The organism is Pacificibacter marinus, from assembly GCF_018860665.1.
In the GTDB taxonomy this organism is placed as follows: domain Bacteria; phylum Pseudomonadota; class Alphaproteobacteria; order Rhodobacterales; family Rhodobacteraceae; genus Celeribacter; species Celeribacter marinus_A.
The window spans coordinates 59893-82051 of sequence record NZ_JAHKPK010000022.1; the positions used below are offsets into that span (position 1 = coordinate 59893).

General features: G+C 53.2%; 23 protein-coding genes. 13 read left to right on the forward strand and 10 right to left on the reverse strand.

Features of this window, described 5'->3' with window-relative positions:
* Positions 1 to 17: 17 nt before the first annotated feature.
* The 3 genes from KO497_RS06285 to KO497_RS06295 all read right to left on the reverse strand — a co-directional run bounded on the left by KO497_RS06285 (position 18) and on the right by KO497_RS06295 (position 2283).
* Positions 18 to 704 carry an amino acid ABC transporter permease gene (locus KO497_RS06285; RefSeq protein WP_252729542.1) on the reverse strand — a complete coding sequence of 229 codons (687 nt, stop codon included), beginning with the start codon at positions 702 to 704 and terminating at the stop codon, positions 18 to 20.
* A complete protein-coding gene (locus KO497_RS06290) occupies positions 701 to 1378 on the reverse strand; it encodes an amino acid ABC transporter permease (RefSeq protein WP_215943117.1) in 678 nt (225 codons plus the stop codon). Before KO497_RS06290 ends, KO497_RS06285 begins: the two co-directional genes overlap by 4 nt.
* A 218-nt stretch (positions 1379 to 1596) precedes the next feature.
* Positions 1597 to 2283, reverse strand: a complete 687-nt coding sequence (locus KO497_RS06295; protein WP_215943118.1) for a response regulator transcription factor — start codon at positions 2281 to 2283, stop codon at positions 1597 to 1599.
* A 187-nt stretch (positions 2284 to 2470) separates the two neighbouring features.
* Here KO497_RS06295 and ribA point away from each other — a divergent pair, with 187 nt between their 5' ends.
* Positions 2471 to 3559: a GTP cyclohydrolase II gene (gene ribA, locus KO497_RS06300; protein ID WP_215943119.1), complete on the forward strand. Its 1089-nt coding sequence runs from the start codon at positions 2471 to 2473 to the stop codon at positions 3557 to 3559.
* Positions 3559 to 4080, forward strand: coding sequence for a L,D-transpeptidase family protein (locus KO497_RS06305; protein ID WP_252729543.1), 522 nt, complete (start codon positions 3559 to 3561; stop codon positions 4078 to 4080). The genes ribA and KO497_RS06305 overlap by 1 nt, the downstream gene beginning before the upstream one ends.
* 18 nt (positions 4081 to 4098) lie before the next feature.
* On the opposite strand, the gene KO497_RS06310 is transcribed toward KO497_RS06305, so the two are convergent.
* The gene (locus KO497_RS06310; RefSeq protein ID WP_215943120.1) at positions 4099 to 4758 is read right to left on the reverse strand and encodes a YggS family pyridoxal phosphate-dependent enzyme; all 660 of its coding nucleotides are present in this window, start codon (positions 4756 to 4758) and stop codon (positions 4099 to 4101) included.
* Positions 4759 to 4975: 217 nt separating this feature from the next.
* On the opposite strand from KO497_RS06310, the gene KO497_RS06315 reads away from it, so the two are divergent.
* The 5 genes from KO497_RS06315 (at position 4976) to holA (ending at position 10921) form a co-directional block, all read left to right on the forward strand.
* Positions 4976 to 6052, forward strand: coding sequence for a porin (locus tag KO497_RS06315; RefSeq protein ID WP_215943121.1), 1077 nt, complete (start codon positions 4976 to 4978; stop codon positions 6050 to 6052).
* A gap of 160 nt (positions 6053 to 6212) precedes the next feature.
* Positions 6213 to 6776, forward strand: a complete 564-nt coding sequence (locus tag KO497_RS06320) for a DUF3576 domain-containing protein (RefSeq protein ID WP_215943122.1) — start codon at positions 6213 to 6215, stop codon at positions 6774 to 6776.
* Positions 6777 to 6865: 89 nt separating this feature from the next.
* The gene (leuS, locus tag KO497_RS06325; protein ID WP_215943123.1) at positions 6866 to 9427 is read left to right on the forward strand and encodes a leucine--tRNA ligase; all 2562 of its coding nucleotides are present in this window, start codon (positions 6866 to 6868) and stop codon (positions 9425 to 9427) included.
* The gene (gene lptE / locus KO497_RS06330; RefSeq protein WP_215943124.1) at positions 9414 to 9899 is read left to right on the forward strand and encodes an LPS assembly lipoprotein LptE; all 486 of its coding nucleotides are present in this window, start codon (positions 9414 to 9416) and stop codon (positions 9897 to 9899) included. Before leuS ends, lptE begins: the two co-directional genes overlap by 14 nt.
* Positions 9896 to 10921 carry a DNA polymerase III subunit delta gene (holA, locus tag KO497_RS06335; protein ID WP_215943125.1) on the forward strand — a complete coding sequence of 342 codons (1026 nt, stop codon included), beginning with the start codon at positions 9896 to 9898 and terminating at the stop codon, positions 10919 to 10921. The genes lptE and holA overlap by 4 nt, the downstream gene beginning before the upstream one ends.
* On the opposite strand, the gene KO497_RS06340 is transcribed toward holA, so the two are convergent.
* Together KO497_RS06340 and KO497_RS06345 are read right to left on the reverse strand one after the other, a co-directional pair.
* A complete protein-coding gene (locus tag KO497_RS06340) occupies positions 10887 to 12086 on the reverse strand; it encodes a TIGR03862 family flavoprotein (RefSeq protein ID WP_215943126.1) in 1200 nt (399 codons plus the stop codon). The genes holA and KO497_RS06340 overlap by 35 nt on opposite strands.
* Positions 12083 to 12250 (reverse strand): hypothetical protein, encoded by a 168-nt coding sequence (locus KO497_RS06345; protein ID WP_215943127.1) that lies wholly within the window; start codon positions 12248 to 12250, stop codon positions 12083 to 12085. Before KO497_RS06345 ends, KO497_RS06340 begins: the two co-directional genes overlap by 4 nt.
* 178 nt (positions 12251 to 12428) lie before the next feature.
* Between KO497_RS06345 and KO497_RS06350 the strand changes: the two genes are divergently transcribed.
* The 3 genes from KO497_RS06350 to KO497_RS06360 are packed head-to-tail and all read left to right on the forward strand — an operon-like array spanning position 12429 to position 16119.
* Entirely contained in the window at positions 12429 to 13943 is a 1515-nt protein-coding gene (locus tag KO497_RS06350; RefSeq protein WP_215943128.1) for a DUF2125 domain-containing protein, read from the forward strand.
* 57 nt (positions 13944 to 14000) lie between these two features.
* A complete protein-coding gene (locus KO497_RS06355) occupies positions 14001 to 15347 on the forward strand; it encodes a TldD/PmbA family protein (RefSeq protein WP_215943129.1) in 1347 nt (448 codons plus the stop codon).
* Entirely contained in the window at positions 15334 to 16119 is a 786-nt protein-coding gene (locus KO497_RS06360) for an inositol monophosphatase family protein (protein WP_215943130.1), read from the forward strand. The genes KO497_RS06355 and KO497_RS06360 overlap by 14 nt, the downstream gene beginning before the upstream one ends.
* Positions 16120 to 16132: 13 nt before the next feature.
* Here the strand turns inward: KO497_RS06360 and KO497_RS06365 are convergent, their stop codons facing one another.
* Both KO497_RS06365 and KO497_RS06370 read right to left on the reverse strand, forming a co-directional pair.
* On the reverse strand, positions 16133 to 17365 hold the full coding sequence (locus KO497_RS06365) for a glycosyl transferase (RefSeq protein ID WP_215943131.1): 1233 nt from the start codon (positions 17363 to 17365) through the stop codon (positions 16133 to 16135).
* Positions 17366 to 17368: 3 nt separating this feature from the next.
* Positions 17369 to 18169 carry an HAD-IIB family hydrolase gene (locus tag KO497_RS06370; RefSeq protein WP_215943132.1) on the reverse strand — a complete coding sequence of 267 codons (801 nt, stop codon included), beginning with the start codon at positions 18167 to 18169 and terminating at the stop codon, positions 17369 to 17371.
* 166 nt (positions 18170 to 18335) lie between these two features.
* Here KO497_RS06370 and KO497_RS06375 point away from each other — a divergent pair, with 166 nt between their 5' ends.
* From KO497_RS06375 to lpxK, 3 genes are read left to right on the forward strand one after another with little or no spacing between them, the layout of a single operon-like run.
* Positions 18336 to 18581: a DUF4170 domain-containing protein gene (locus KO497_RS06375; RefSeq protein WP_215943133.1), complete on the forward strand. Its 246-nt coding sequence runs from the start codon at positions 18336 to 18338 to the stop codon at positions 18579 to 18581.
* A gap of 12 nt (positions 18582 to 18593) precedes the next feature.
* A complete protein-coding gene (locus KO497_RS06380) occupies positions 18594 to 19880 on the forward strand; it encodes a 3-deoxy-D-manno-octulosonic acid transferase (protein ID WP_215943134.1) in 1287 nt (428 codons plus the stop codon).
* Positions 19877 to 20869: a tetraacyldisaccharide 4'-kinase gene (gene lpxK, locus KO497_RS06385; protein ID WP_215943135.1), complete on the forward strand. Its 993-nt coding sequence runs from the start codon at positions 19877 to 19879 to the stop codon at positions 20867 to 20869. The genes KO497_RS06380 and lpxK overlap by 4 nt, the downstream gene beginning before the upstream one ends.
* A gap of 3 nt (positions 20870 to 20872) precedes the next feature.
* On the opposite strand, the gene KO497_RS06390 is transcribed toward lpxK, so the two are convergent.
* Both KO497_RS06390 and KO497_RS06395 read right to left on the reverse strand, forming a co-directional pair.
* Entirely contained in the window at positions 20873 to 21544 is a 672-nt protein-coding gene (locus KO497_RS06390; RefSeq protein ID WP_215943136.1) for a DsbA family protein, read from the reverse strand.
* Positions 21541 to 22110 (reverse strand): DciA family protein, encoded by a 570-nt coding sequence (locus KO497_RS06395; RefSeq protein WP_215943137.1) that lies wholly within the window; start codon positions 22108 to 22110, stop codon positions 21541 to 21543. Before KO497_RS06395 ends, KO497_RS06390 begins: the two co-directional genes overlap by 4 nt.
* Positions 22111 to 22159: the final 49 nt, after the last annotated feature.

Consider the following 22159-nt stretch of genomic DNA (forward strand, 5'->3'; position numbering starts at 1 on the left):
TTTTTGAATGGGTGAATTCAGTGGGCGGGCGACCCAAGGCGTTTCTCTAACCAGCGCGACCACAGGGTCAGCGGATAGCAAAGGCTGAAATAAATCAGCGCCATGAGCGGATAAATCACGAAGGGTTCTGAGCCCTCGACAGGGGCATTGGCCCAGCGCTTGCCGATCGCCATAAGGTCATGAAACCCGATGATATAAGCCAGCGAAGTGCCTTTAATGATCTGCACCATAAAGCCCACAGTCGGCGCCAAAGCGATGTTCAGCGCTTGCGGCAAGACCACTTTGCGCAAGGTCAGGTAGAACCCAAGCCCAATCGCACGCGCGCCTTCCCATTGGCCTTGCGGCACGCTTTCAATCGCCCCGCGCCAAACGTCAGCCAGATAGGCCGAGGCATAAATCGTCAGCGAAAATATCGCGGCGATCCAAGGGTCGATGGTAATACCCAAGAGCGCGGGCGCGCCAAGTCCCGTGAGGAACAGCAGCATCAGCAGCGGCGTGGATTGGAATAGCCAAATGTAGCTGACAGCGATGCTTTTCGCGGTTTTATTCGGCATGATGCGAAGCAAAGTCACCAACCCGCCAATGATTCCACCACCAAGAAAGGCGATCAAAGACAGATAAATCGTGAATTGCGTGGCTTCGATCAGCTGGAACAAAATGATGCCGTCAGGCTTGCCCATCAGGGAAATAAATAAATCTCTCATCGTGCTGTTTTCCAACGAAAGGCGCGCTTCTCAATTGCGTACATCAAGGCCTTAAAGGCCAAAGACAGCAGGATATACAGCACGGTCAGGGTGAAGAAGACTTCAAATGACCGAAACGTGCGACTGTCGATATAAAGGCCTGCATTGGTCAAATCGCGCACGCCGATCTCGGAAATTACACCTGTGGTCAAAAACAAGAAGATGAACTGCGAATTGAGCGACGCAAACATTTGCGCAATCGATTGCGGCACGATAATTTTGATGAATTGAATATAGCGCGGAATGCCCAAAGCTTTGGCAGCATCATGCTGGCCTGTATCGACCACCTGAAACCCTGCCCGCAGAATTTCGGCGAAATAGGCCGAAAAGTTCAACATCAATGCCAAGACGGCATGAGCCCAAAATGGCCAAACATAGCCAAGCAGTTGCGGCAGGCCAAAAGCCACGAAAAACAACTGAACAATGAGTGGTGTGTTGCGAATGAAATCCACATAACCGGCTGATATATAGCGCAGAACAGGAATTTTTTCATAGCGCGCGGCGGCCAAGCCCAGCGCCAAAATGAACCCCAGCACAGCGCCAGCCAGCGTCACGCCAGCGCTCAAGGTGATGCCTTCGGCCAAAAGCCAAAGATATTCGGGGTTTCGGTAAATTTCGAAAAAGCGCAGTTCCATATATGGCCGATCTTTGTGTCTACAATCTCATGTACGATCACGTACTTGAGCTGAGACAATAGGCGACGCTGGGGCGGTTCAAGGCGGCGCGTACTTGACACAAGTGCATTCCAAGCGATGCCGAAAAAGAAGACCTATTTTTAACCAAACGCACAAAAAAAGACCCCGATCAAAACGATCAGGGTCTTGTCATATATATATTAAGTCAGCGTGGCCGCTTAGGACGCCAAACGATACCCACCGGATTCCGTCACAAGAATGCGCGCATTCGAGGGATCAGGTTCGATCTTTTGGCGCAAACGGTAGATATGTGTCTCAAGCGTGTGCGTGGTCACGCCAGCATTGTAGCCCCAGACCTCATGCAGCAGCACATCGCGCGGCACAACGGTTTCAGAGGACCGGTAAAGATATTTGAGAATGTTGGTTTCTTTCTCGGTCAGACGAATTTTCTTTTCATCTTCGGTCACCAACATCTTTTGCGCAGGTTGGAACGAATACGGGCCAAGCTGGAACACCGCGGATTCTGATTGCTCATGCGTGCGCAGCTGCGCGCGAATACGGGCCAAAAGCACAGGGAATTTAAACGGTTTGGTCACATAGTCATTGGCCCCCGCATCCAGACCCAAAATGGTATCGGCATCCGTGTCATGCCCAGTGAGCATCAAGATGGGCGCCTTCACACCGCTTTTGCGCATCAATTTGCACAGCTCTCGACCATCAGTGTCGGGCAGACCCACATCCAGCATCACCAGATCGTAATGTTGATCTTTGATTCGCTCCATGCCGGCCGCACCACTGTCGCCTTCGAAAACATCGAAATCTTCTGTCATCACCAACTGCTCGCTCAGCGCTTCGCGCAGATCGTCGTCATCGTCCACCAGCAGAATTTTTTTGAGAGTGGCCATTTTGAATGCCCTCCTTTGTTTATCTCTGCTCATGATGTGATGTGGCTTCACGCTTTCGGCAAGATTTACAACAGCGCCCTCACGCAACCGTGTCATTTTCACGGGGTATGTTTCACATTCACGCGATATGTTTCACTTTCTGAAAAAGCTCACTACACATAGCGCAGTGATATTTATGGAAATTAACATGAGCCTAGCCCCTAGCCTGCCCGAACTGATCGCCCGCGCCCGCGCTGATTTGCGTATGGGGGTGCCGATTGTGTTGCGCTCGGCCACAGGTATGTCTTTGGCGATTGCGGCAGAACATCTATCCAAAGACAGGCTAGAAACATTTAAATCCATCGGGCCTGTTGTACTGGCCATCACCGCGCGCAGGGCCACGACGCTTAAAGCGCCTGCCTATGACGGTGATATCGCGCGGCTGGAATTGCCCGCAGATGCCAAAACATCGTGGATCGAAGCCATAGCAAACCCTGCGGATGATTTGGCCTCGCCACTGAAAGGGCCCTTTGTCAGTGCGCGCGAGGGCTGCGCCGAACGTCACCGCGCTGCAATCAAGCTGGCCAAATCTGCGCAACTGCTGCCCGCTGTCTTACTTGTGAACACTGATAACGCAATGACCCTTGCGGCACAGAATGGTTTGACCGTGGTTCCCGCAGAGGAGGCCTCTCCTTATATGTCACTGCTCGCGCCGCTGCAGGATGTGGTGCACGCCCGCGTGCCACTTGCGGCCCATAACGCCGGACGGGTGCATGTGTTTCGCCCCGATGATGGTGGCACAGAGCATTTTGCCATCGAAATTGGCAAACCCGACAGGAATGCGCCTGTTCTGGCCCGCCTGCATTCGGCCTGCTTTACTGGCGATATATTTGGCTCGCTCAAATGCGATTGCGGCCCACAGCTGCATGCTGCTTTGACACATATGGGTGAAATGGGCAGCGGCGTGTTGTTATACCTTAACCAAGAAGGGCGCGGCATCGGCCACGCCAACAAAATGCGCGCCTATTCGTTACAAGACCAAGGCTTTGATACGGTAGAAGCCAATCACCGTCTTGGGTTTGAGGACGACGAACGTGATTTCCGTATCGGGGCGGCTATCTTGAAAGAAATGGGATTCAGCGCGGTCAATTTGATGACGAACAACCCCGCCAAGATCGCCCGTATGCAAGATCAGGGCATCGAGGTCGTGTCTCGCGTGCCGTTGGAAGTTGGCAAAAACAGTCACAACAGCGCTTATCTTGCGACCAAGGCGGAAAAATCAGGACACTTACTATAATGCGCCCTGTAAATGCGCCGATCTCAGCCAAAGACATTGTCGTCACCAAATGGGGTGCACGCTTTATGGGGCGGCGTTTTCCCTGCTCTTTCGGCAAAGGCGGCACCACATCTGACAAACGCGAGGGCGATGGAGCCTCTCCACGTGGTGTGCATGCGATGCCAGGCGTGCTGTATCGCGCCGATCGAACGCCCTCAATCACGGGACCGATCAATGCTGAGATGATTCTGCCTCGTGATCTGTGGTGCGATGCGCCCGATCACCCTGATTATAATCTATTGGTCAAAGCACCTTTTGGATCCAGTCACGAAAAACTGCGCCGCGGGGACCGTCTATATGACCTTGTGGTGATCACCGATTGGAACCGGCCAGACGCCACAGCACATAAAGGCTCAGCCATTTTTATGCACCGCTGGCGCAGACCCCGTTATCCGACTGAGGGCTGCGTGGCTTTTCGTGCCGATCATTTACGTTGGATCGTGGAACACCTGACACCCAGCACCCGTCTTATAATACGCTAGACTTATGGCCTAGCTGATTTACGTGCCTTCGTGCGTCCGCTCGCCAAAGATCGCAGACCCAACACGTACATATGTCGCGCCATGTGCGATGGCCTGCTCGAAATCACCCGACATGCCCATCGATAGACCGCCCAAGCCATTGCGTTTGGCGATATCGGCCAATAGCGCGAAATGCGCGGACGGGTCTTGATCAGAGGGCGGGATACACATCAGCCCCTCAATCGGCAGGCCCAATTCTTTACACATCTCTATAAAGGCGTCGGCCTCGTCGGGCAAAACGCCCGCTTTTTGCGGCTCTGCCCCAGTGTTGACCTGTATATAAAGACGCGGGCAAGATCCTGTCTCGTCTTTGATACGCGCAATTGTCTGCGCGATCTTAGGACGGTCCACTGTATGGATGACATCGAACAGACCCATCGCTTGTCGCACCTTGTTCGATTGCATCGGTCCGATCAAATGCAACTCGACGCCCGCGTAGACTTCTTTGAACGCAGGCCACTTTCCAGCCGCCTCTTGAACGCGATTTTCGCCAAAGACTCGCTGCCCTTGCTGCAAAACCTGTTCGACTCGCGCATTCGGCTGAACCTTTGAAACTGCGATAAGCTGTGCCGTTTTGGGGTCTCTGCCCACGCGAAGGGCCTCTTTTTCGACTCTATTTTGAATATCGCTCAGCCCCATGACGGCCTCCAAACCCAATAAAACTTGATCATTAAGGGATGTTTAGGCCAGTGCAGGCTGGTGATGCAACCGGTGTGTGACCAAGTTGCATCATTTATTGCCAGAGCGCATCACACCGTCTCAGTTCACTTGACCCAAAGCCAGATAAGCCGCAAATGTCTCGTCATGTGCTGGACGACCTAGCATGAACAAATTTTTCAAATCCACGAGGGTAACAATGAAAAAGATTCTTCTCTCCTCAGCTGCCATCGTCGCCTTCGCTGGCGCCGCATCAGCTGACGTTTCATTCTCCGGTTCAGCGACATTGGGCTACAACGACGATCACACTGACGGCGTTTACGCTGACGTTGATCTCGACGTAACTATGTCACAAGAGTTGAACAACGGTTGGACAGCGACTGTAACTTACGGTTTTGAACTCGAAGAGTTCAGCTCAAACAACGACGATGACTTCACTTCAGACGACAATCTCACTTTGTCTTTGTCTAACGGCACATACGCTTTGACATTCGGCGATACAGAGTACGCAGCTGCTGAATACTTCTCTGGCGTTTCTGAAATGGACGAAGACAACTTCTCCGCAGTTGACGGCGAAGACGTTCTTAAAGTTTCCGGTATGTTCGGCGGCATCGAAGGCGCAATCTCTACTGGCGTAGACACAGACACTGGCGAAACATTCCAGACTTCTGTCGGTGTTAAAGGCGAATTCGGCAACGTAAGCTTCTCTGCTGCATACCAAGAAGCAGTTACAGCGGCTGAGTCTTCTGCAGACGCGATCGCTAACGGCGACTACACATACGAAGAGATCTTTGCTCTTGCTGTTGGTACATCATTCGCTGGTGCTGACGTAACTGTTGCATACGCTGACTCAGAAGGTGAATCTTCAACAGGTATCGAAGTTTCATACCCAGTTGGCGACATCACTCTTGGCGCATTCTACGTGTCTGAAACAGCTCTCGACGACAACTACGGTGTGTCCGTTGCATACGCTGCGAACGCAATCGAAGCAAAAGCTTACTACAAATCACTCAACGGTTCTGACGAGTACGGCCTCGGCGGTTCATACACAATGGACGAGCTGGTACTTACAGTTGGTTACGTTGACGGTGACAGCCTCACAGACGACGATTTCGGCGCTTACTTCATCGCTGAATACGACCTCGGTGGCGGCGCATCTGTTCTTGCTTCCTACGCTGACCAAACAAACGTTGGCGGCGGTGACGACATCGACACAGTTGTTGGCGGCTACGAGCTTCTCGACGGTACAACAGTTGCACTTTCTTTGAGCTTCTAAGTCACTAAGACTTTAGACTTTCTAGGGCCGCTCCTTCGGGGGCGGCCCTTTTCGTTGTGCAGGTCTTTGCTTTGCACGCGCCTCGGCGCTGCCAAAGGTCTTGTTCATCCTGACATTGGGCGATACGGTTGCCGCGATTGATCGTTAGGGAAACCACAGTATGCTCCGCTTGAAAACCACCGCTCTGCTCGGCCTAGCAGCCGCTTTCACTTTGACCGGCTGCGGCAATGGCAGTCTTGGATCTGTTGGCAATAGCGTCGGGTCGATCGGATCAGGATCTTTGTCAGGCGGCGGGCGCACGACCCAAGTCGCGGGCGAAACCGTGGACACCCGCAAAACGGGCCAAGCTGTTGAGTTGGCCACTGGCGAAGTGATCGTGATCGAACAAGCCAATCGTCGCAAAGTTCTTGGTGGTGGACGTGGTTCACTGGAAGCTGGCGCGCAAGTCAACAAATACATCTGGAACGCAGCCCTTGATGTGCTGTCCTTTCTGCCTGTGCAATCGGCTGATCCGTTCACTGGTGTGATCATCACCGGATACGGCACGCCCCCCGGCGGCGGACGCAGCTATCGCGCAGTGATTCACGTCACCGATCCCGCGCTTGATGCACGCACTTTGAACCTGTCCCTTTATACCCGCGGCGGCGCTGTGACCAACGACACTGTTCACGCTGTCGAAGACGCAATTTTAACTCGCGCGCGCCAGTTGCGCAGCGGTAAGTAACGCAAGCGCCACCGCGTTAAAACCATACCTTAAGATCACGCCGAGCCGACGTGCTCGGCGTTTTGATGAAGACCCGAAGGATACGACACATGACCAGCTACACTCCTGCCGACCTTGAACCCAAATGGCAGAAAGCTTGGAACGAAGGCGAGGTCTTTCTTGCCAAACGTGATGAAAGCAAGCCCAAATATTACGTGCTTGAGATGTTCCCCTATCCTTCGGGCCGTATCCACATCGGACACGTACGCAACTACACCATGGGCGATGTTGTGGCGCGGTATAAATCTTCAACTGGCCATAACGTCTTGCACCCTATGGGCTTTGACGCCTTTGGCATGCCCGCCGAAAATGCTGCGATGGCCTCTGGCGGACACCCGAAAACATGGACCTACGCCAATATCGACACCATGGTCGATCAAATGAAACCGCTCGGCCTGTCGATAGATTGGACGCGGATGTTTGCGACCTGTGATCCTGAATATTACGGTCAGCAGCAGTCTATGTTTATCGATATGCTCGACAAAGGCTTGGTGTACCGCAAAAACGCTGTGGTCAATTGGGATCCCATCGACATGACTGTGCTTGCCAACGAGCAGGTCGAAGATGGCCGCGGCTGGCGTTCTGGCGCTTTGGTGGAACGTCGCGAGTTAACGCAGTGGTTCTTTAAAATTTCCGACTATTCCGAAGACCTTTTGGAATCGATCGACCATTTGGACAATTGGCCCGACAAGGTCAAAACCATGCAAAAAAACTGGATTGGCAAATCTCGCGGATTGCAGTTTTCGTTCTCGTTGATCGACGGCCCTGCCAATCAAGATCGGATCGAGGTTTACACCACACGTCCTGACACATTGAACGGCGCGTCTTTTGTTGGCATTTCTGCGGATCACCCGCTGGCCAAAGCGCTTGCTGACGAGAATCCCGAAATCGCGGCCTTCTGCGAAGAGTGCCGCAAAGGTGGCACCACGGCAGAAGCGATTGAAAAGGCTGAAAAGCTGGGATTGAACACTGGTCTGAAAGTGCGTCATCCTTTTGATACCGCTTGGGAATTACCAGTTTACATCGCCAATTTTATCTTGATGGATTACGGCACAGGCGCTGTCTTTGGTTGCCCTGCGCATGATCAGCGCGACTTCGAATTCGCCACCAAATACGACCTGCCGATCGCACCTGTTTTTGAACCGATTGAGGGCGAGGCCAAAGCGAATGAGGCCTATGTGCCGCTCAAATCCGAAAAGGTTCGCTTTATCCGTGGCTTTAGCGGTGAAGAGGTTCAAACTGGCGACGAGGCTGTCGAGGCCGCTGTTGATTTTTGCGAATCAAACGGCGTTGGCACAGGCGTGACCAAATATCGCCTGCGCGATTGGGGCTTGTCGCGCCAACGCTACTGGGGCTGCCCGATCCCTGTTGTCCATTGTGATGCCTGTGGTGTTGTGCCCGAGAAAAAAGAAAACCTGCCGATTGAGCTGCCTGATGATGTGAGCTTTGACATCCCAGGCAACCCGCTGGATCGTCACCCGACATGGCGCAACTGCGCTTGCCCAAATTGCGGCAAAGATGCGCTGCGCGAAACCGACACGATGGACACATTCGTCGACAGCTCTTGGTATTACGCACGCTTTACTGCGCCTCAGGCCACGACACCCACAATCGCGGAAGACGCCGATTACTGGATGAATGTCGATCAATACATCGGCGGCATCGAACACGCGATTTTGCATCTGCTCTATTCGCGGTTCTTTGCCCGCGCGATGAATGAAACAGGCCACCTGCCAGACAGCGCCCGCGAGCCGTTCAACGCATTGTTCACCCAAGGCATGGTCACCCATGCGATCTATCAAAACGCAGAGCGCACTGATGAGCATGGCCGCGCGATTTTCCACTACCCAGAGGAAGTGGAAGAACGCGATGGCGAGACTGTTGTGGCAGCCACAGGCGAAAAAATCACCGTGATTCCATCAGCTAAGATGTCGAAATCCAAGAACAATGTCGTCGATCCAGTTGAGATCATCAAACAATACGGCGCAGACACGGCCCGTTGGTTTGTGCTGTCCGACAGCCCGCCCGAACGCGATGTGGAATGGACCGCCTCTGGAGCGGAAGCCTCTGCCAAGCACCTCACCCGTGTGCACCGCTTGGCAGCTGAGCTTGGCGATCAACCTGAGCAAGGCACAGGCGACGAAGATCTGATTCGCACCGCACATAAAGCCATCGTCGAGGTGACTTTGGGCGTCGACAGTTTTGGGTTTAACGCGTCTATCGCCAAGCTGTATGGTTTCACCAATTTCATCGCCAAATCCAAAGCAGGTCGCGAGGCGAAACGCTTTGCGCTGAAAACATTGGCGCAATTGATGTCGCCAATGACGCCGCATTTGGCCGAGGAAATGTGGTCGCTTTTGGGGGGCGAAGGCCTGATCGTACACGCCCCTTGGCCCGTCGCGGATGAGGCCATGTTGGTGGAAGATTCCGTTACCATGCCAATCCAGATCAACGGCAAACGCCGCGCTGAAATCACAGTGCCCAAAGACATGTCGAAAGAAGCGGTTGAAAAGCTTGTCCTAAAGACCGACGTTGTTGTGCGGGCGCTCGATGGTGGGCAACCGAAAAAACTCATCGTGGTGCCAGGGCGTATCGTCAATGTTGTTGTTTAATCGCAGAACCTTTTTGCTTTCTGCCGTGGCCCTCGCGGGCTGCGGTTTTCAACCTGCTTATGGCCCAAATGGCACGGCTTCAAAACTACGCGGCAAGATTCGTGTCGAATCTTCAGACACGCGCGAAGGCTTTACGCTGGCACATGAGCTCGAAAGCATTTTTGCGCAGGCCACCGATGAACAATATCTTTTGACCTTCTCAATCGACACAGACGAAGACGGACTTGGCATCACAACAGACCAAGAGATCACGCGTTATCACGTCACAGGCTCTGCCAAGTACACATTGGTACGCACCAGCGACGGACAAACTGCTGCCTCTGGTGAGGTCCGCAGCTTTACCGCCTATTCTGCAACAGGATCAACGGTGTCATCTGTCTCCGCAACACGCGATGCCTATGACCGCTTGATGTCGATTTTGGCCGATCAAATCGCAGCACAAATTCATGCAAAAATGGCAGCAACAGCATGAAACTGTCCCCTCGCGAATCTGTTGGATATTTCGCGAAACCAGACCCTAACAAGGCTGGAGTATTATTTTTTGGCGCTGACGCCATGCGTATTGCGCTCAAACGCCAAGACCTCATCAATGCATTGATCGGCCCGCAAGGCGAAGAAGAAATGCGCCTAACACGCATGTCAGCGGGCGAGCTGCGCAAAGACAAATCCATGCTCGCGGACGCGATCAAAGCTCAAGGATTTTTCCCAGGTCCACGCGTGGCCTTTGTTGAGGATGTCACCGAACAGCTGGCCCCTGTGATCATCGAAGCGATGGCCGATTGGCAAAACGGTGATGCGCAGGTGGTGATCACAGCGGGCAATCTCAAAGCGACGTCCAAGCTGCGCAAGTTTTTCGAATCGCACCCCAATGCTTTTGCCGCCGCGATCTATGCCGATCCGCCATCCCGCGCCGAAATCGAAGAGACTTTGAAAAAGTCAGGCATCGGTACAATTTCCCCCGATGCGATGACCGATATCGAAGTGCTGTCGCGCAGCTTGGATCCCGGTGATTTTCGTCAAACGTTGGAAAAGCTCGCACTATATAAAATCGGCGATGCGACGGCTGTGACCTCTGACGATATCATCAACTGCGCCCCTGCCACATCGGAGGCCGATGTTGACGATGTGCTTAATATCGTTGCCGAAGGGCGCACAGTTGAACTGGGCCCAATCATGCGCAAAATCGAAGGCCAAGGCATCGATCCTGTCGCCATCTCGATTTTTGCCATGCGCCATTTTCGTGCCCTGCACGCGGCAGCGTCTGATCCGGGTGGCGCGTCTGCAGGTATCGCGCGCGCGCGTCCACCGATTTTCGGACCGCGTCGTGACAAGATGACCCGTCAGGCAAGCAGTTGGGGCATGTATAAATTGGAAGTGGCCCTTGGGGTGCTGACCGATACAGATTTGACGCTGCGATCTGCGTCCAAAGCCCCCAATATGGCCGTGATGGAACGCGCGCTTATTCGCCTTGCGATGCTCGCACAACGTCGCTAGCAGCCTGCCCTGCAAGCTTGCCCGTGGCCAAACAAGCCGTTAGCAAATAGCCCCCCGTGGGCGCTTCCCAATCCAGCATTTCTCCGCAAGCAAATACGCCCTGCATATAGGCAAGCTCAAGTGTTTCACTGAGGCCATCAAACCGCAAACCGCCCGCCGTGGAAATGGCTTCATCCATCGGACGCAACGTTGCGGCTGCAATCTTCAAACCTTTCAATACCGGTGCAAGATCGCTAGGCAGTGGGCGGGAAAATTCCATTACGAGCGCTATTTTTTCTGGCGTCAGACGCAAGGATTTTCGCAAGAAATTCGCCACCGTTTCTTTTGATTTACGCCGATTTAGGGTCGATGTCACAATATCCAAAGGCATGTCGGGCAGCAGATCAATATACAATTTATGTCCGTCGCGCACACCACGGGACACAGAATAGATCCCCCCGCCTTCCAGCCCGCGTTTAGAAATGACAAATTCACCACGTGATCGATACGGCCCACAACACAAAGACACGCCTTTGACCGCGCGACCAAAATGCCGCGCCATATGCGGACTCCATGAGAAGGATAGCGCAGAATTCGCCGGCTTAAACGGTGCGATCTGCGCAGGAAGCATGGACTCGGCCCATGCGCCATTCGAGCCTAATCTGGCCCAACTTGCCCCCCCCATAGCGAGCACTGTTGCTTTAGCTTGAATGCGACGTTCACCGTCAGGTGTCTCAAAAACCGCAGTCTTTTGATCAAACCCAATCAAACGCCACTGACGGCGCAGCCCCACACCGTAGCCATCAAGCCGTGCAAGCCATGCGCGCAACAACGGCGAGGCCTTCATCGTTTTGGGAAACACCCGCCCCGTTGATCCTATGAAAACAGATTGTCCAAGGGATTCTGCCCATGCTGAAACCTCAGTTGGACCAAAGGCATCCAACGCCATTTTCAAAGCAGGTGGACAAGGTGAAAATTGACTTAGGAAAACACCCATATCTTCGCTTTTCGTCAGATTTAGTCCCGACTTTCCAGCCATCAAAAACTTACGCGCGGGGGACGGCATGGCATCGACGATGATAACCTGAACGCCAGCCCGCCCCAGTTCTTCAGCGGCCATAAGCCCTGCCGGTCCAGCCCCGATGACAAGTGCTTCTACCGTCTCGATAGGTAGATTTTGGGTCATTGGGAAATCAATCCTTTGATGCCTGGATTATGAGAGACCTTGGCGGTGTCACGCAGGTCAATCATGAACAGTGTTCTCAGCATACCTGCAGTCAAAGCATCGGCTTTTTCAGACCGGTTTAAGGTCACTATCCAAAAGTCGTCATCACGGGTCACATCAATCATTTTGTCAGTCCAATGCCTTTGCGCAAAGTATAAGGGATCGCCATTATTTTGCGGATAAATCGATCATCTGATCCCTTTGCCGTTTTCCCGACTCTAATGCGCATTTGATGCGGCATCCAGCCTTGACCATCCCTTCGATTGCATGAGACTCTGGTGCAAAGTTTTGATTGGATAAGATATGAAATATCATACGTCGTTTCTGGTTGCGAGTACGGCTCTTTTTTCCGCAACGACAGCGTTTGCTGACGTCACACCACAAGAGGTTTGGGCGCAAGGTTTGTTGATGGCCAAAATTTCTGGCCAGACATGGACTGCAGCTGAGCTGAAAGACACGGGTGACACGCTGATTGCACATGACGTGTCCATCACCATGCCTGGGCTTTCTGATATTATGTCCCTCAACGGCACCATTCCTCAAATCATCATGACGCAAATGAGCGGTGGCAAAGTCGAGATTAAGATCCCCGATGTTGTGACTTACAATATGTTCGTTGAAGGACGTCTCGATCTTGGGATGGAACCGATGGCCATCACAAGCACCATGGCCATGGACAACGTGATGATTGCGTCGGGCACCGCTGACGATTTGAGCTTTGATATTTTGACCGGATCGATCACATACGCCACCCAGAAGCAGGTCAAAGACGGAATTGCGCTCGTTCCTGAACAAATCATCACGCTGCTTGGCGTACAAGGCGTTGCAACCCAAACGACCTCTGGTGATGATGTATCATCATCATGGGATATGCAGGCCGATGCAGTCAGCATGATGTCTGATGGAACAACACCAGACATTACACTATACACGAGCTACAAAATCGCGCCTTTCAACCTGAATGCTAATTTCACCACCAGCGCCACCCCGCCAGATTCGCCCCTTGGGTTCCTCGAAACGCTGAATGGTACTGGCACTTATACAATGGGAAATACCGCGTTTGAGGTAACGACGGGCGGCGCTGAACAGATGATGCATATCGTCGGTGAAACCGAGGCCTCGACACTTGGCATGACCGTTACGGATGGGGCGTTGACCTATGCTGGCACAACGACCAATACCGAAGTTGTTCTGGATGGCTCTGCTATTCCTTTCCCACAGGTTGATTTCGGCATTGAAAGCACTGATTTCAGTTTAACTATGCCGTTCTTGGCCAGTGAAGATGAAAAATCCTTTGGCCTGAAGCTCGCACTTGAAAACCTACGTCTGCCTGAGATCGCTTGGATGATCCTCGACCCCAGCGCGCAAATGGCGCATGACCCTGCCACGCTGAAACTTGATGTCAGTGGCGATATGATGCTGAACGTGGACCTGCTGAACCCGACTGAGATCATGACTAAAAGCGAGGACGGATTGCCGCTGTTTCCTACAAACCTGATGCTCAACGAGCTGTTTTTGTCTGTCGCGGGCGCCACATTGACAGGTACAGGCGATGCGCTATTTGTCGATCAAGGTGATTTTAAAGGTGCGGATTTGCCCTTTAAAACGGCGCAAGCAACGCTGTCATTGACCGGCGGCAACGCCTTGATCGACACATTGGCGCAAACTGGGCTCGTTCCACCACAAATGAGCACCACTGCCAAAGTGATGCTCAGCATGTTCGCGCGCCCCGGCGAAGGCGAAGACTCGTTCATCACGGATGTCATATTGGACGAGGCAGGCAACGTGACCGTCAACGGGCAACCCCTGCCATTTTAAGGCCCTTTCGGATAGCGCGTCCCTCGCGCCATCCACCAAAGTTTACCCGAGGACGCCATGCATAAAGACCTTTCACAGCTGACCGCTGCCCTTTTGAAAGCCGCAAAAGCCAACGGTGCGGATGCAGCCGATGCCATCGCCATCACTGGCACATCCGTGTCGATAGACGTGCGCGGCGGTGCGCTGGAACATGCCGAGCGCTCTGAAAGCGTGGACATCGGATTGCGGGTGCTGATCGGGCAAAAGCAAGCCTGTGTGTCGGCCTCTGATGTGCGTGATGCGACCATCCAAACCATCGCAGAGCGTGCTGTCGCTATGGCAAAGCTGTCGCCCGATGATCCCTATATTGGTCTCGCGGATGCAAGCCAGCTGGCCAATAATCGCGATTGCAGTGTGTTGGAAATGTTTGATCCAACGGATGAACCGCCAGCGGCCGAATTGGAAGAGGACGCACGCCGTACCGAAGCCATTGCTTTGGGCTGTGATGGTATTTCACAGGTGCAATCGGCCTCGGCCGCATATGGGCGTCGTCAAATTCACATTGCCATGAGCAACGGGTTTGAGGGCGGATATGAGCGCTCTGATCGCGCGCTCAGCTGTGTCGCGATTGCGGGCTCTGGATCTGATATGGAGCGCGATTACTTTGGCGACAGTCGGATATTTCAATCGGATTTGATGAGCGCAGAAGAGATCGGACTGCGCGCGGCACAAAACACGCTGGCCCGCGTTGGGGCACGCAAGCCCAAAACCGGATCCTTTCCAGTGCTCTTTGATGAACGTGTGTCATCCACCTTGCTTGGTCACCTTTTGGCAGCGGTCAACGGGGGGGCCATCGCGCGCGGGTCAAGTTGGCTGCGTGATGGATTGGGCGAACAGGTTTTGCCAAAAAATTTAAACGTCACCGAATTACCACATCGCAAACGCACCTCTGGGTCGCGGTTGTTTGATGCCGAAGGTCTGCCCACAGCCGAGCGCGCCATCGTTGAAAACGGTGTCTTGATGGGCTGGACTATGGATTTGGCGACAGCGCGTCAACTTGGGCTGAGCAGCACCTCAAATGCCTCGCGCGGGGTCAGCTCCCCGCCCTCACCGTCACCGACAAATGTGTCTCTAACCCAAGGCGATCAGTCGCGCGATGCCTTGATCAAAGACATGGGCACGGGGCTTTTGGTCACCTCGATGATCGGCTCATCGATCAATCCGACGACTGGTGATTATTCACGTGGTGCGTCCGGATTTTGGGTCGAGAATGGCGAGATCACCTATCCCGTCAATGAATGCACCATTGCGGGCAACCTGCGAGAAATGTTGAAAAGCATCATCCCAGCCAACGACGCACGTACGCATCTCAGCCGCGTTGTACCATCCTTGTTGGTAGAAGGTATGACCATTGCAGGCGCATGATGATCTTACCCTTTTGATCGAAGCAGCCAAGGCCGCAGGCGATATCGCATGCCCCTTTTGGCGCAAGCACCCAAAATCATGGGACAAAGAAGACGGCGCAGGCCCCGTGACCGAAGCAGATTTGGCAGTCGATCGCATGCTGCACGCCAAGCTGTTGGGCACACGGCCTGATTATGGCTGGCTGTCTGAAGAAACCCACGACACGGATGCTAGATTGTCAAAAGATCGCGTGTTCATAGTCGATCCGATTGATGGCACCCGCAGCTTTATCGAAGGCGATCACAATTGGGCACATTCCTTAGCTGTGGTTGAACAGGGCCAAGTGATTGCGGCGGTGGTTTATTTGCCGATACGCAAACGTCTGTATGCAGCACGGACAGGCCATGGGGCCACTTTGAACGGAATGCCCTTGCACGTCAGCCAGCACCAAGACCTTACGAACACGCGTCTGTTGACAACAGGTCGCAATCTTTTGCCCGAGTATTGGCTTGATGGTTGCCCAGACTTTGCCCGCAAGTTTCGATCGTCGTTGGCCTACCGCATGTCGCTTGTTGGCGAAGGTCGTTATGACGCGATGCTGGCCTTGCGCAACACTTGGGAATGGGATGTCGCCGCAGGCACGCTGATCGCGACGGAAGCTGGCGCGAAAGTGACAGACCGCCATGGCAAAGCGCCAGAATTCAATAATCTAACGCCTGCCTTTGACGGGTTTATTGCAGCCAATCCGATTTTGACTGACCGCATTTTGGAACGACTTGCGCCCGCAGTATAGACCTTATGAAGCCCTACGTCTTATCGGAACCGAAGTCTTTCATATCCTGCGCAACAGCATCCAACATCGACGTGGTAATATCGGGGTCGGCGGCATGAACGCGCGACCAGTTGGGAATAAACGGCGTCTCCATCGGATTGTCCAAAAACACCTGACCCGCGTGCATGATGTTTGACGCGAACAGCTCAACCGTTTTTTCTTCGACGTGGCGATCGACATGCAATCCGTTCATTTGCGCGTCGTTAAAATAGGTCTCTATCAAATCAAGAGCATCGCGGAAATACGTGGCTTTGATGGAACGGAAAATCTCTTCGGAAAACACCGTGCCGTCTGCGGCCAACTTGCGATACAGCGCCTTGCAAATATCGACAGACATCCGCGACAAGCCCTGAGAGGCGTCTTCTTCGGATAGCACTTGGTGCTTGTGATCATAGCGATCTGAAATCTCAACCTGACAGACAGAACGCGGTGACAGGTTGCGCCAAGCCTCTGACAGCAGTCCAATTTCCAGCCCCCAATCCGAGGGAATACGCATATCTGGCAAAATAGATGTGCGCATCGCGAACTCGCCCGCCAGAGGATAACGGAAGTCGGAAATGAAATCCAAATACTCGCGTGGCCCCAAGACTTTCGCCATGGCGCTCAAGATCGGCGTGACCAAAAGGCGCGACACGCGCCCGTTCAATTTGCCTTCTGCCACACGCGGGTAAAAGCCTTTCGACATCTGATAGGGAAAGCGAGGATTGGTTACAGGGTACACCAATCTCGCTAACATATCGGCACTATAGGTCAACACATCACAGTCGTGCACCGCCACCACGGCACTGTCGGCTTGAGCAATCGTGTAGCCCATACAAAACCAAACATTTCGTCCTTTGCCAGGTTCACTTGGTGACAGTTTGAGGTTTTGAAGTTTCTCATCCACAGCACTCAACCGTGGCCCGTCGTTCCACAATACAACATGGTCTGCTTTGAGCTTGGAAAAGAATTTCAGCGCATAACGGTATTGTTCCTCGTTGGCGCGATCCAGACCAATGACAATGCGGTGGATAAAGTTGACCTTGTTCAACTCATCAATGATATCGGGCAGCGCTTCGCCCTCAAGCTCGGAAAACAGCGACGGCAGAATCAGAGTGATTTTGCGCGAGGCGGCAAAGGCTTCAAGTTCGCTGACCAATGCCTCGGGTTGATGAACGCGAAGATTGTGCAGCGTGGCGACATGCCCACCTTGGTGAAAATCTGCCATACTCTATTCCTCTTCTACATATAACTGTTTGAGGCGCGCTTGCACCTCAATATTCCAGCCCTTGGGGCCAGACTGTGTTGTTCTGACAATCGACGCCTCGGCTGTATCACTTTGCCGAGGGATACCTGCACCATGCGTGTTGTTGATGATAACACCGAAGTCAGCCTCAACAATCATTTCGACATCATTGGGCGCATCGCCCAACGCCATTGTGAACGGCTTCGGGTTAAAACCATCCAAAATTTTGGACATCCAGTCAGCCTTGGTCGCGCCAAACGATAGGGTCAAATAGCGACCACCTTGGCGCGCAAAAATGCCCTTTTTAGCCAATTTTGTCTCGAAATCTTGCAATTCATCTTGCGTACCAGACCAAAGGCCCGGTTCTGAAAACTGGCGTTGTCGCGCGCTTCTCGCTTGCGCCAAAGGAAGCCCCGTTTTCTCAGCACACTCTGCATCGCTCCAATCGGAAAACCCTTCATACTGCACACGTAACGCGGGCGGCAGATCAGACAAAGCCGTTAAAATTTGTGTGTGTTGTGCTGCGTTTTGATCTGGTTCCTTAAAGGCAGGCAGCAACCCTGCGCCGTTTTCAACGATAGCAGGACAGTGTTCAAACCCCAACTCTTTGCGCAGAACAACAAGTTCATAAGCCGTTTTAGAACTGGCCAAAACAAGCGGCACGCCAAGTGTTTTCATCATTTCAAGCGCGGGTATAGCCGGAGACCAACTGTAACTATCGTGATCAAGCAAAGTGCCATCAAGGTCGGTGAAGACGATCAATTTCGTCGCTGTATTTGGTGTCATAGACATGCCTAATAATGAGCCAAACCGCAGACAAAGAACAACAGTTAGCGCCCGTTTTTTTGGCAACAAAACCATATCGCCTAATTTTTAATCATTCACATCGCACATCTTGACCATGGACGGCATTAGACTAGGGTGCGGCTTAGATCCTCAAACGGAGAGAAAAATGACACAACGCTTGCATTTGGTCTTTGGTGGCGAATTGGTTGACCCATCGACAACGACTTTCCGAAACGTAGACGACATTCATGTGGTCGGCATTTTTCCAGACTACCCTGCCGCACATTCTGCGTGGAAGGCCGAAGCTCAGCGCACTGTAGACAACGCGCATATGCGGTATTTCATTGCGGATCTAAGCAGTCTGCGTGACGTAGACGCCACAGCTCCCGCAGCTCAAGATCCCGACACGTAAGGCTTAGGCCGCATGGCCAGATCCCTATCTCTCATCGCATATTCGGCGTTTTCGTCTCGATCCGAGGCGTCCACTGTTCATCTGCTTGACCAACTGGTCCAATCGCGCGCTATCACCGATGACGTGCGCAACCAGCGACTTGCGCGAAATCTGCCAGAACGCCCCAAGGGACGGCTTATTTGGATGACGGCAGGAACCGAACGCGCAATTCCCGCCTGCCTTGAACTGTTTCGCCGGTTACGTGAAAACGAACCCGATTTGCATGGACTTTTGACCATCACTTTTAAAGCGCCCCTGCCTGACAAATTGCCTGAAGGGCTGTTGATGACACAGGCTCCCGACGAACGCCTGTCTATTATCTGTCGGTTTTTTGCCCATTGGGAACCCGATTGTTTGATTTGGGTTGGCGGTGGGTTTCGCCCAGCCTTGATCGAGAAAGCCCGCCTGCGCGGCGTTCCGTCGATATCCATCGATGCACCAAATAGCCAAAATGTACTCGCGATCCCTCAAATTATTCCTGGGCTTCGCAATGCCACATTGGGGTTATTCGAACATGTATTCGCAGCCAACGCGAACCAGTCGATTTCGTGGCGCCGCGCAGGCCTCAGTACCGATAACATCGAAATTCTTGGTTATATGGAAGAAGGTGCAACCGTGCCTCAGTTCGATGAAACCGAATTGGAAACGCTATCAGCCGAGATCGGCACCCGCCCAGTTTGGTTCGCAGCAAATATTGCCACCGGTGAAATCAACGACGTCATGCGCGCCCACAAGGCAGCGCTGCGGCGCGCCCACCGATTGCTGTTAATCGTCTCAACTCAAGATCCCAATATGATTCCCCTGATCGAAACCCATTGCGCCGACCAAGGGTTAAACGCCGCATCACGCGCCGACCACGCAAAAATTTCAGAGCCCGTTCAGGTGCTGATCGTAATTGCTGGCGAAGAGGACGGTCTGTGGTATCGCCTCGCGCCCGTGTCGTTTTTGGGTCAGTCCATCGTCAATGCAGGCGGAACCGACCCCTACGCCGCAGCGGTATTTGGCTCGGCAATCGTTCATGGGCCGAATGTGTCCAATCATACCAACGGATATGCACGGTTTCGCGCCGCCAAGGCCACGCGCGTGATAAAATGTGGCACCAGTTTAGGCGATGCAATCAACGAACTATTGGCCCCTGACAGTGCCGCATTAATGGCCAGCGCTGCGTGGGATGTGTGCTCAACAGGGGCGGAAATGACAGATCGAGTGGCGGCTTTGACCCAAGACATTTTGGATATGCGCGAAGAGATGATGGCATGACCCCTCCGTCGTTTTGGTCCAATACGCCCAAGCGGCCCGGCTGGCAATCAAAGCTGCTGTCCCCTTTGGCGCAGGTCTATGCCAACGCCACGGCGCGGCGCGTGGCGCAATCCGGTTACAAAGCCTCTGTCCCTGTGATTTGCATCGGCAATATCAACGCAGGCGGCACCGGCAAAACCCCCACCGTGATCGCACTGGTGCAAAAACTGCAAGCGATGGGCAAAACCGTTCACGTGGTGTCGCGTGGCTATGGCGGCAAATTCGCAGGCCCCGTGCGCGTTGTGGAACGTGAGCACTCTGCAGATGATGTCGGGGATGAGCCGTTATTGATCGCGGCTTTTGCGCCAGTTTGGGTGTCTAAAGATCGCGCGCTTGGTGTGAAAGCTGCTGAAGCGGGTGGCGCGGATGTTATTTTGTTAGATGACGGCATGCAAAATCCGTCCGTTATCAAAGACGCCACCTTTGTTGTGGTCGATGCCCATCGTGGTTTTGGTAATGGACGGGTGATGCCTGCAGGGCCACTGCGAGAACCTGTTGATGTGGGTCTAAAGCGTGGGGATATCGTCATTTCCATCGGCGATGCAGCAGCACAATCGCGATTTGATACGACTTGGGGTGGTCATATTTCACTGCCACAAGTTCGCGCCCAGCTTGCGCCACTTGAGACAGGCATGGACTGGAACGGTCTGCGCGCATTGGCCTTTGCCGGCATTGGTCATCCCGAAAAGTTCTTTGCGACTCTGGAGGGATTGGGGGCAACATTGATCCGCAAAGAGGCTTTGCGCGATCATCAGCCCCTACCCCTCACCTTGATGAAACGGCTTGAAATTGAGGCCGCAACATTGGATGCACAACTGGTTACAACGGAAAAAGACGCGGTGCGTTTGCCCCACGCCTTTCAAATGAAGGTGCTTACCTTACCTGTGCGCATGACCATCCAAGATGAGACCCCGATCGACGCTGTCTTGACGCAGATCGGGATCACCTAAACCTTAGCCGTTCAAAATATTGTCAAGTTTTTCGGACAGATCCGCATAGGACATGTTCGAATTCTTTTCGCCATTGATGATCAAAGTTGGCGTGCCTGATACGTCGTATTCAGCCACCTCTGCTTCAAACTTAGCGACCATAGCCTGCGCCATAGCGCCGTCGTTCATGCAAGCATCCAAGTCGGCGTCTGACAGGCCAGCTTTTTTACCGATGGTGCGCAGGTTTTCAACGATTTCCATCGCATCCTGACCACCACCAATCCATTCACTTTGCTGTTCATACAACATGGCATTGATACCGAAGTACCGAAGATCACCACCACAGCGCGCAACCATCGCAGCCCACAAACCGTATTTGTCGAAATACACTTCGCGATACACAAATTTCACTTTGCCCGTGTCGATGTAGTTTTCTTTGAGCTGCTTGAACACAGTCGTGTGGAAATTTGCGCAATGCGGGCAGGTGTAGGACGCGTATTCAATCAATTCGATTGGTGCATTTTCATCGCCCATGACCAAATCTTTAACCATCGACATATCGATGTCTGCCGTATCTTGTGCGATGGCAGGTGTCACAAGGAAATCCGTCACCGGTGCAGGTGAGGTATATAGGTAGGCGCCGCCAACGCCCAAAGCAGCCAAGGCTGTGGTCATCAAGAAATTACGTCTGTTCATGGGTCTACCTTTTTCATTGTATTGTCGGCACGGTGCAGAAAGCTGCTGGCCAGTTTTTCAAGCGCTCGGCGCAGGTGTTCATCTTGTGCCCCGCAGGACAGTTCTTGCGCCTCGGCCAAAACCTCTGGGCTTGGCTGACTGGGCGGCTTTTCTTTGGCGTGTTCGAATTGCACACGTCCTTCGGCAAAACCGGTGGGCGCGGTTTGCGTGATATGGATGCGGCTGATCGCGCTATATCCATAAACCGCGTTGACGCGATTTTGGATTTTGGGCAGCTCGGCTTGCAACATCGGCGCATAAGACCCAGTGGTCAAAAGCACCAGCGTCGCACCAAACCCGCCTTTGGCGTAACTCACCTTAATCGGACGCGCCATAGCGGCGGTTTGTTCACCAACGATTTCAGTCCAATGCGTCAAAAGACGCATTTCCGAAAACCCACGCGTTTCCGTTGCCTTGCGAATCCGTGATTGCAAAAGACCCGATGTCATTTCGAATCCCTTTTTGCGTCGCTTAATGCCAGCGGCGGCAATCGGGGGCGTTTTCTTTGTGACTTTTGCTTTGCGCATCTGGCGTATCCTATCTCAAGCCCTATTCTAACTTGAGGTCCCCGCGATA

Excerpts from the sequence above, each read along its gene's own strand:
- KO497_RS06285 (WP_252729542.1), bottom strand. The coding sequence starts at position 704 with ATGAGAGATTTATTTATTTCCCTGATGGGCAAGCCTGACGGCATCATT.
- KO497_RS06290 (WP_215943117.1), bottom strand. The coding sequence starts at position 1,378 with ATGGAACTGCGCTTTTTCGAAATTTACCGAAACCCCGAATATCTTTGG.
- KO497_RS06295 (WP_215943118.1), bottom strand. The coding sequence starts at position 2,283 with ATGGCCACTCTCAAAAAAATTCTGCTGGTGGACGATGACGACGATCTG.
- ribA (WP_215943119.1), top strand. The coding sequence starts at position 2,471 with ATGAGCCTAGCCCCTAGCCTGCCCGAACTGATCGCCCGCGCCCGCGCT.
- KO497_RS06305 (WP_252729543.1), top strand. The coding sequence starts at position 3,559 with ATGCGCCCTGTAAATGCGCCGATCTCAGCCAAAGACATTGTCGTCACC.
- KO497_RS06310 (WP_215943120.1), bottom strand. The coding sequence starts at position 4,758 with ATGGGGCTGAGCGATATTCAAAATAGAGTCGAAAAAGAGGCCCTTCGC.
- KO497_RS06315 (WP_215943121.1), top strand. The coding sequence starts at position 4,976 with ATGAAAAAGATTCTTCTCTCCTCAGCTGCCATCGTCGCCTTCGCTGGC.
- KO497_RS06320 (WP_215943122.1), top strand. The coding sequence starts at position 6,213 with ATGCTCCGCTTGAAAACCACCGCTCTGCTCGGCCTAGCAGCCGCTTTC.
- leuS (WP_215943123.1), top strand. The coding sequence starts at position 6,866 with ATGACCAGCTACACTCCTGCCGACCTTGAACCCAAATGGCAGAAAGCT.
- lptE (WP_215943124.1), top strand. The coding sequence starts at position 9,414 with ATGTTGTTGTTTAATCGCAGAACCTTTTTGCTTTCTGCCGTGGCCCTC.
- holA (WP_215943125.1), top strand. The coding sequence starts at position 9,896 with ATGAAACTGTCCCCTCGCGAATCTGTTGGATATTTCGCGAAACCAGAC.
- KO497_RS06340 (WP_215943126.1), bottom strand. The coding sequence starts at position 12,086 with ATGACCCAAAATCTACCTATCGAGACGGTAGAAGCACTTGTCATCGGG.
- KO497_RS06345 (WP_215943127.1), bottom strand. The coding sequence starts at position 12,250 with ATGATTGATGTGACCCGTGATGACGACTTTTGGATAGTGACCTTAAAC.
- KO497_RS06350 (WP_215943128.1), top strand. The coding sequence starts at position 12,429 with ATGAAATATCATACGTCGTTTCTGGTTGCGAGTACGGCTCTTTTTTCC.
- KO497_RS06355 (WP_215943129.1), top strand. The coding sequence starts at position 14,001 with ATGCATAAAGACCTTTCACAGCTGACCGCTGCCCTTTTGAAAGCCGCA.
- KO497_RS06365 (WP_215943131.1), bottom strand. The coding sequence starts at position 17,365 with ATGGCAGATTTTCACCAAGGTGGGCATGTCGCCACGCTGCACAATCTT.
- KO497_RS06370 (WP_215943132.1), bottom strand. The coding sequence starts at position 18,169 with ATGACACCAAATACAGCGACGAAATTGATCGTCTTCACCGACCTTGAT.
- KO497_RS06375 (WP_215943133.1), top strand. The coding sequence starts at position 18,336 with ATGACACAACGCTTGCATTTGGTCTTTGGTGGCGAATTGGTTGACCCA.
- KO497_RS06380 (WP_215943134.1), top strand. The coding sequence starts at position 18,594 with ATGGCCAGATCCCTATCTCTCATCGCATATTCGGCGTTTTCGTCTCGA.
- lpxK (WP_215943135.1), top strand. The coding sequence starts at position 19,877 with ATGACCCCTCCGTCGTTTTGGTCCAATACGCCCAAGCGGCCCGGCTGG.
- KO497_RS06390 (WP_215943136.1), bottom strand. The coding sequence starts at position 21,544 with ATGAACAGACGTAATTTCTTGATGACCACAGCCTTGGCTGCTTTGGGC.
- KO497_RS06395 (WP_215943137.1), bottom strand. The coding sequence starts at position 22,110 with ATGCGCAAAGCAAAAGTCACAAAGAAAACGCCCCCGATTGCCGCCGCT.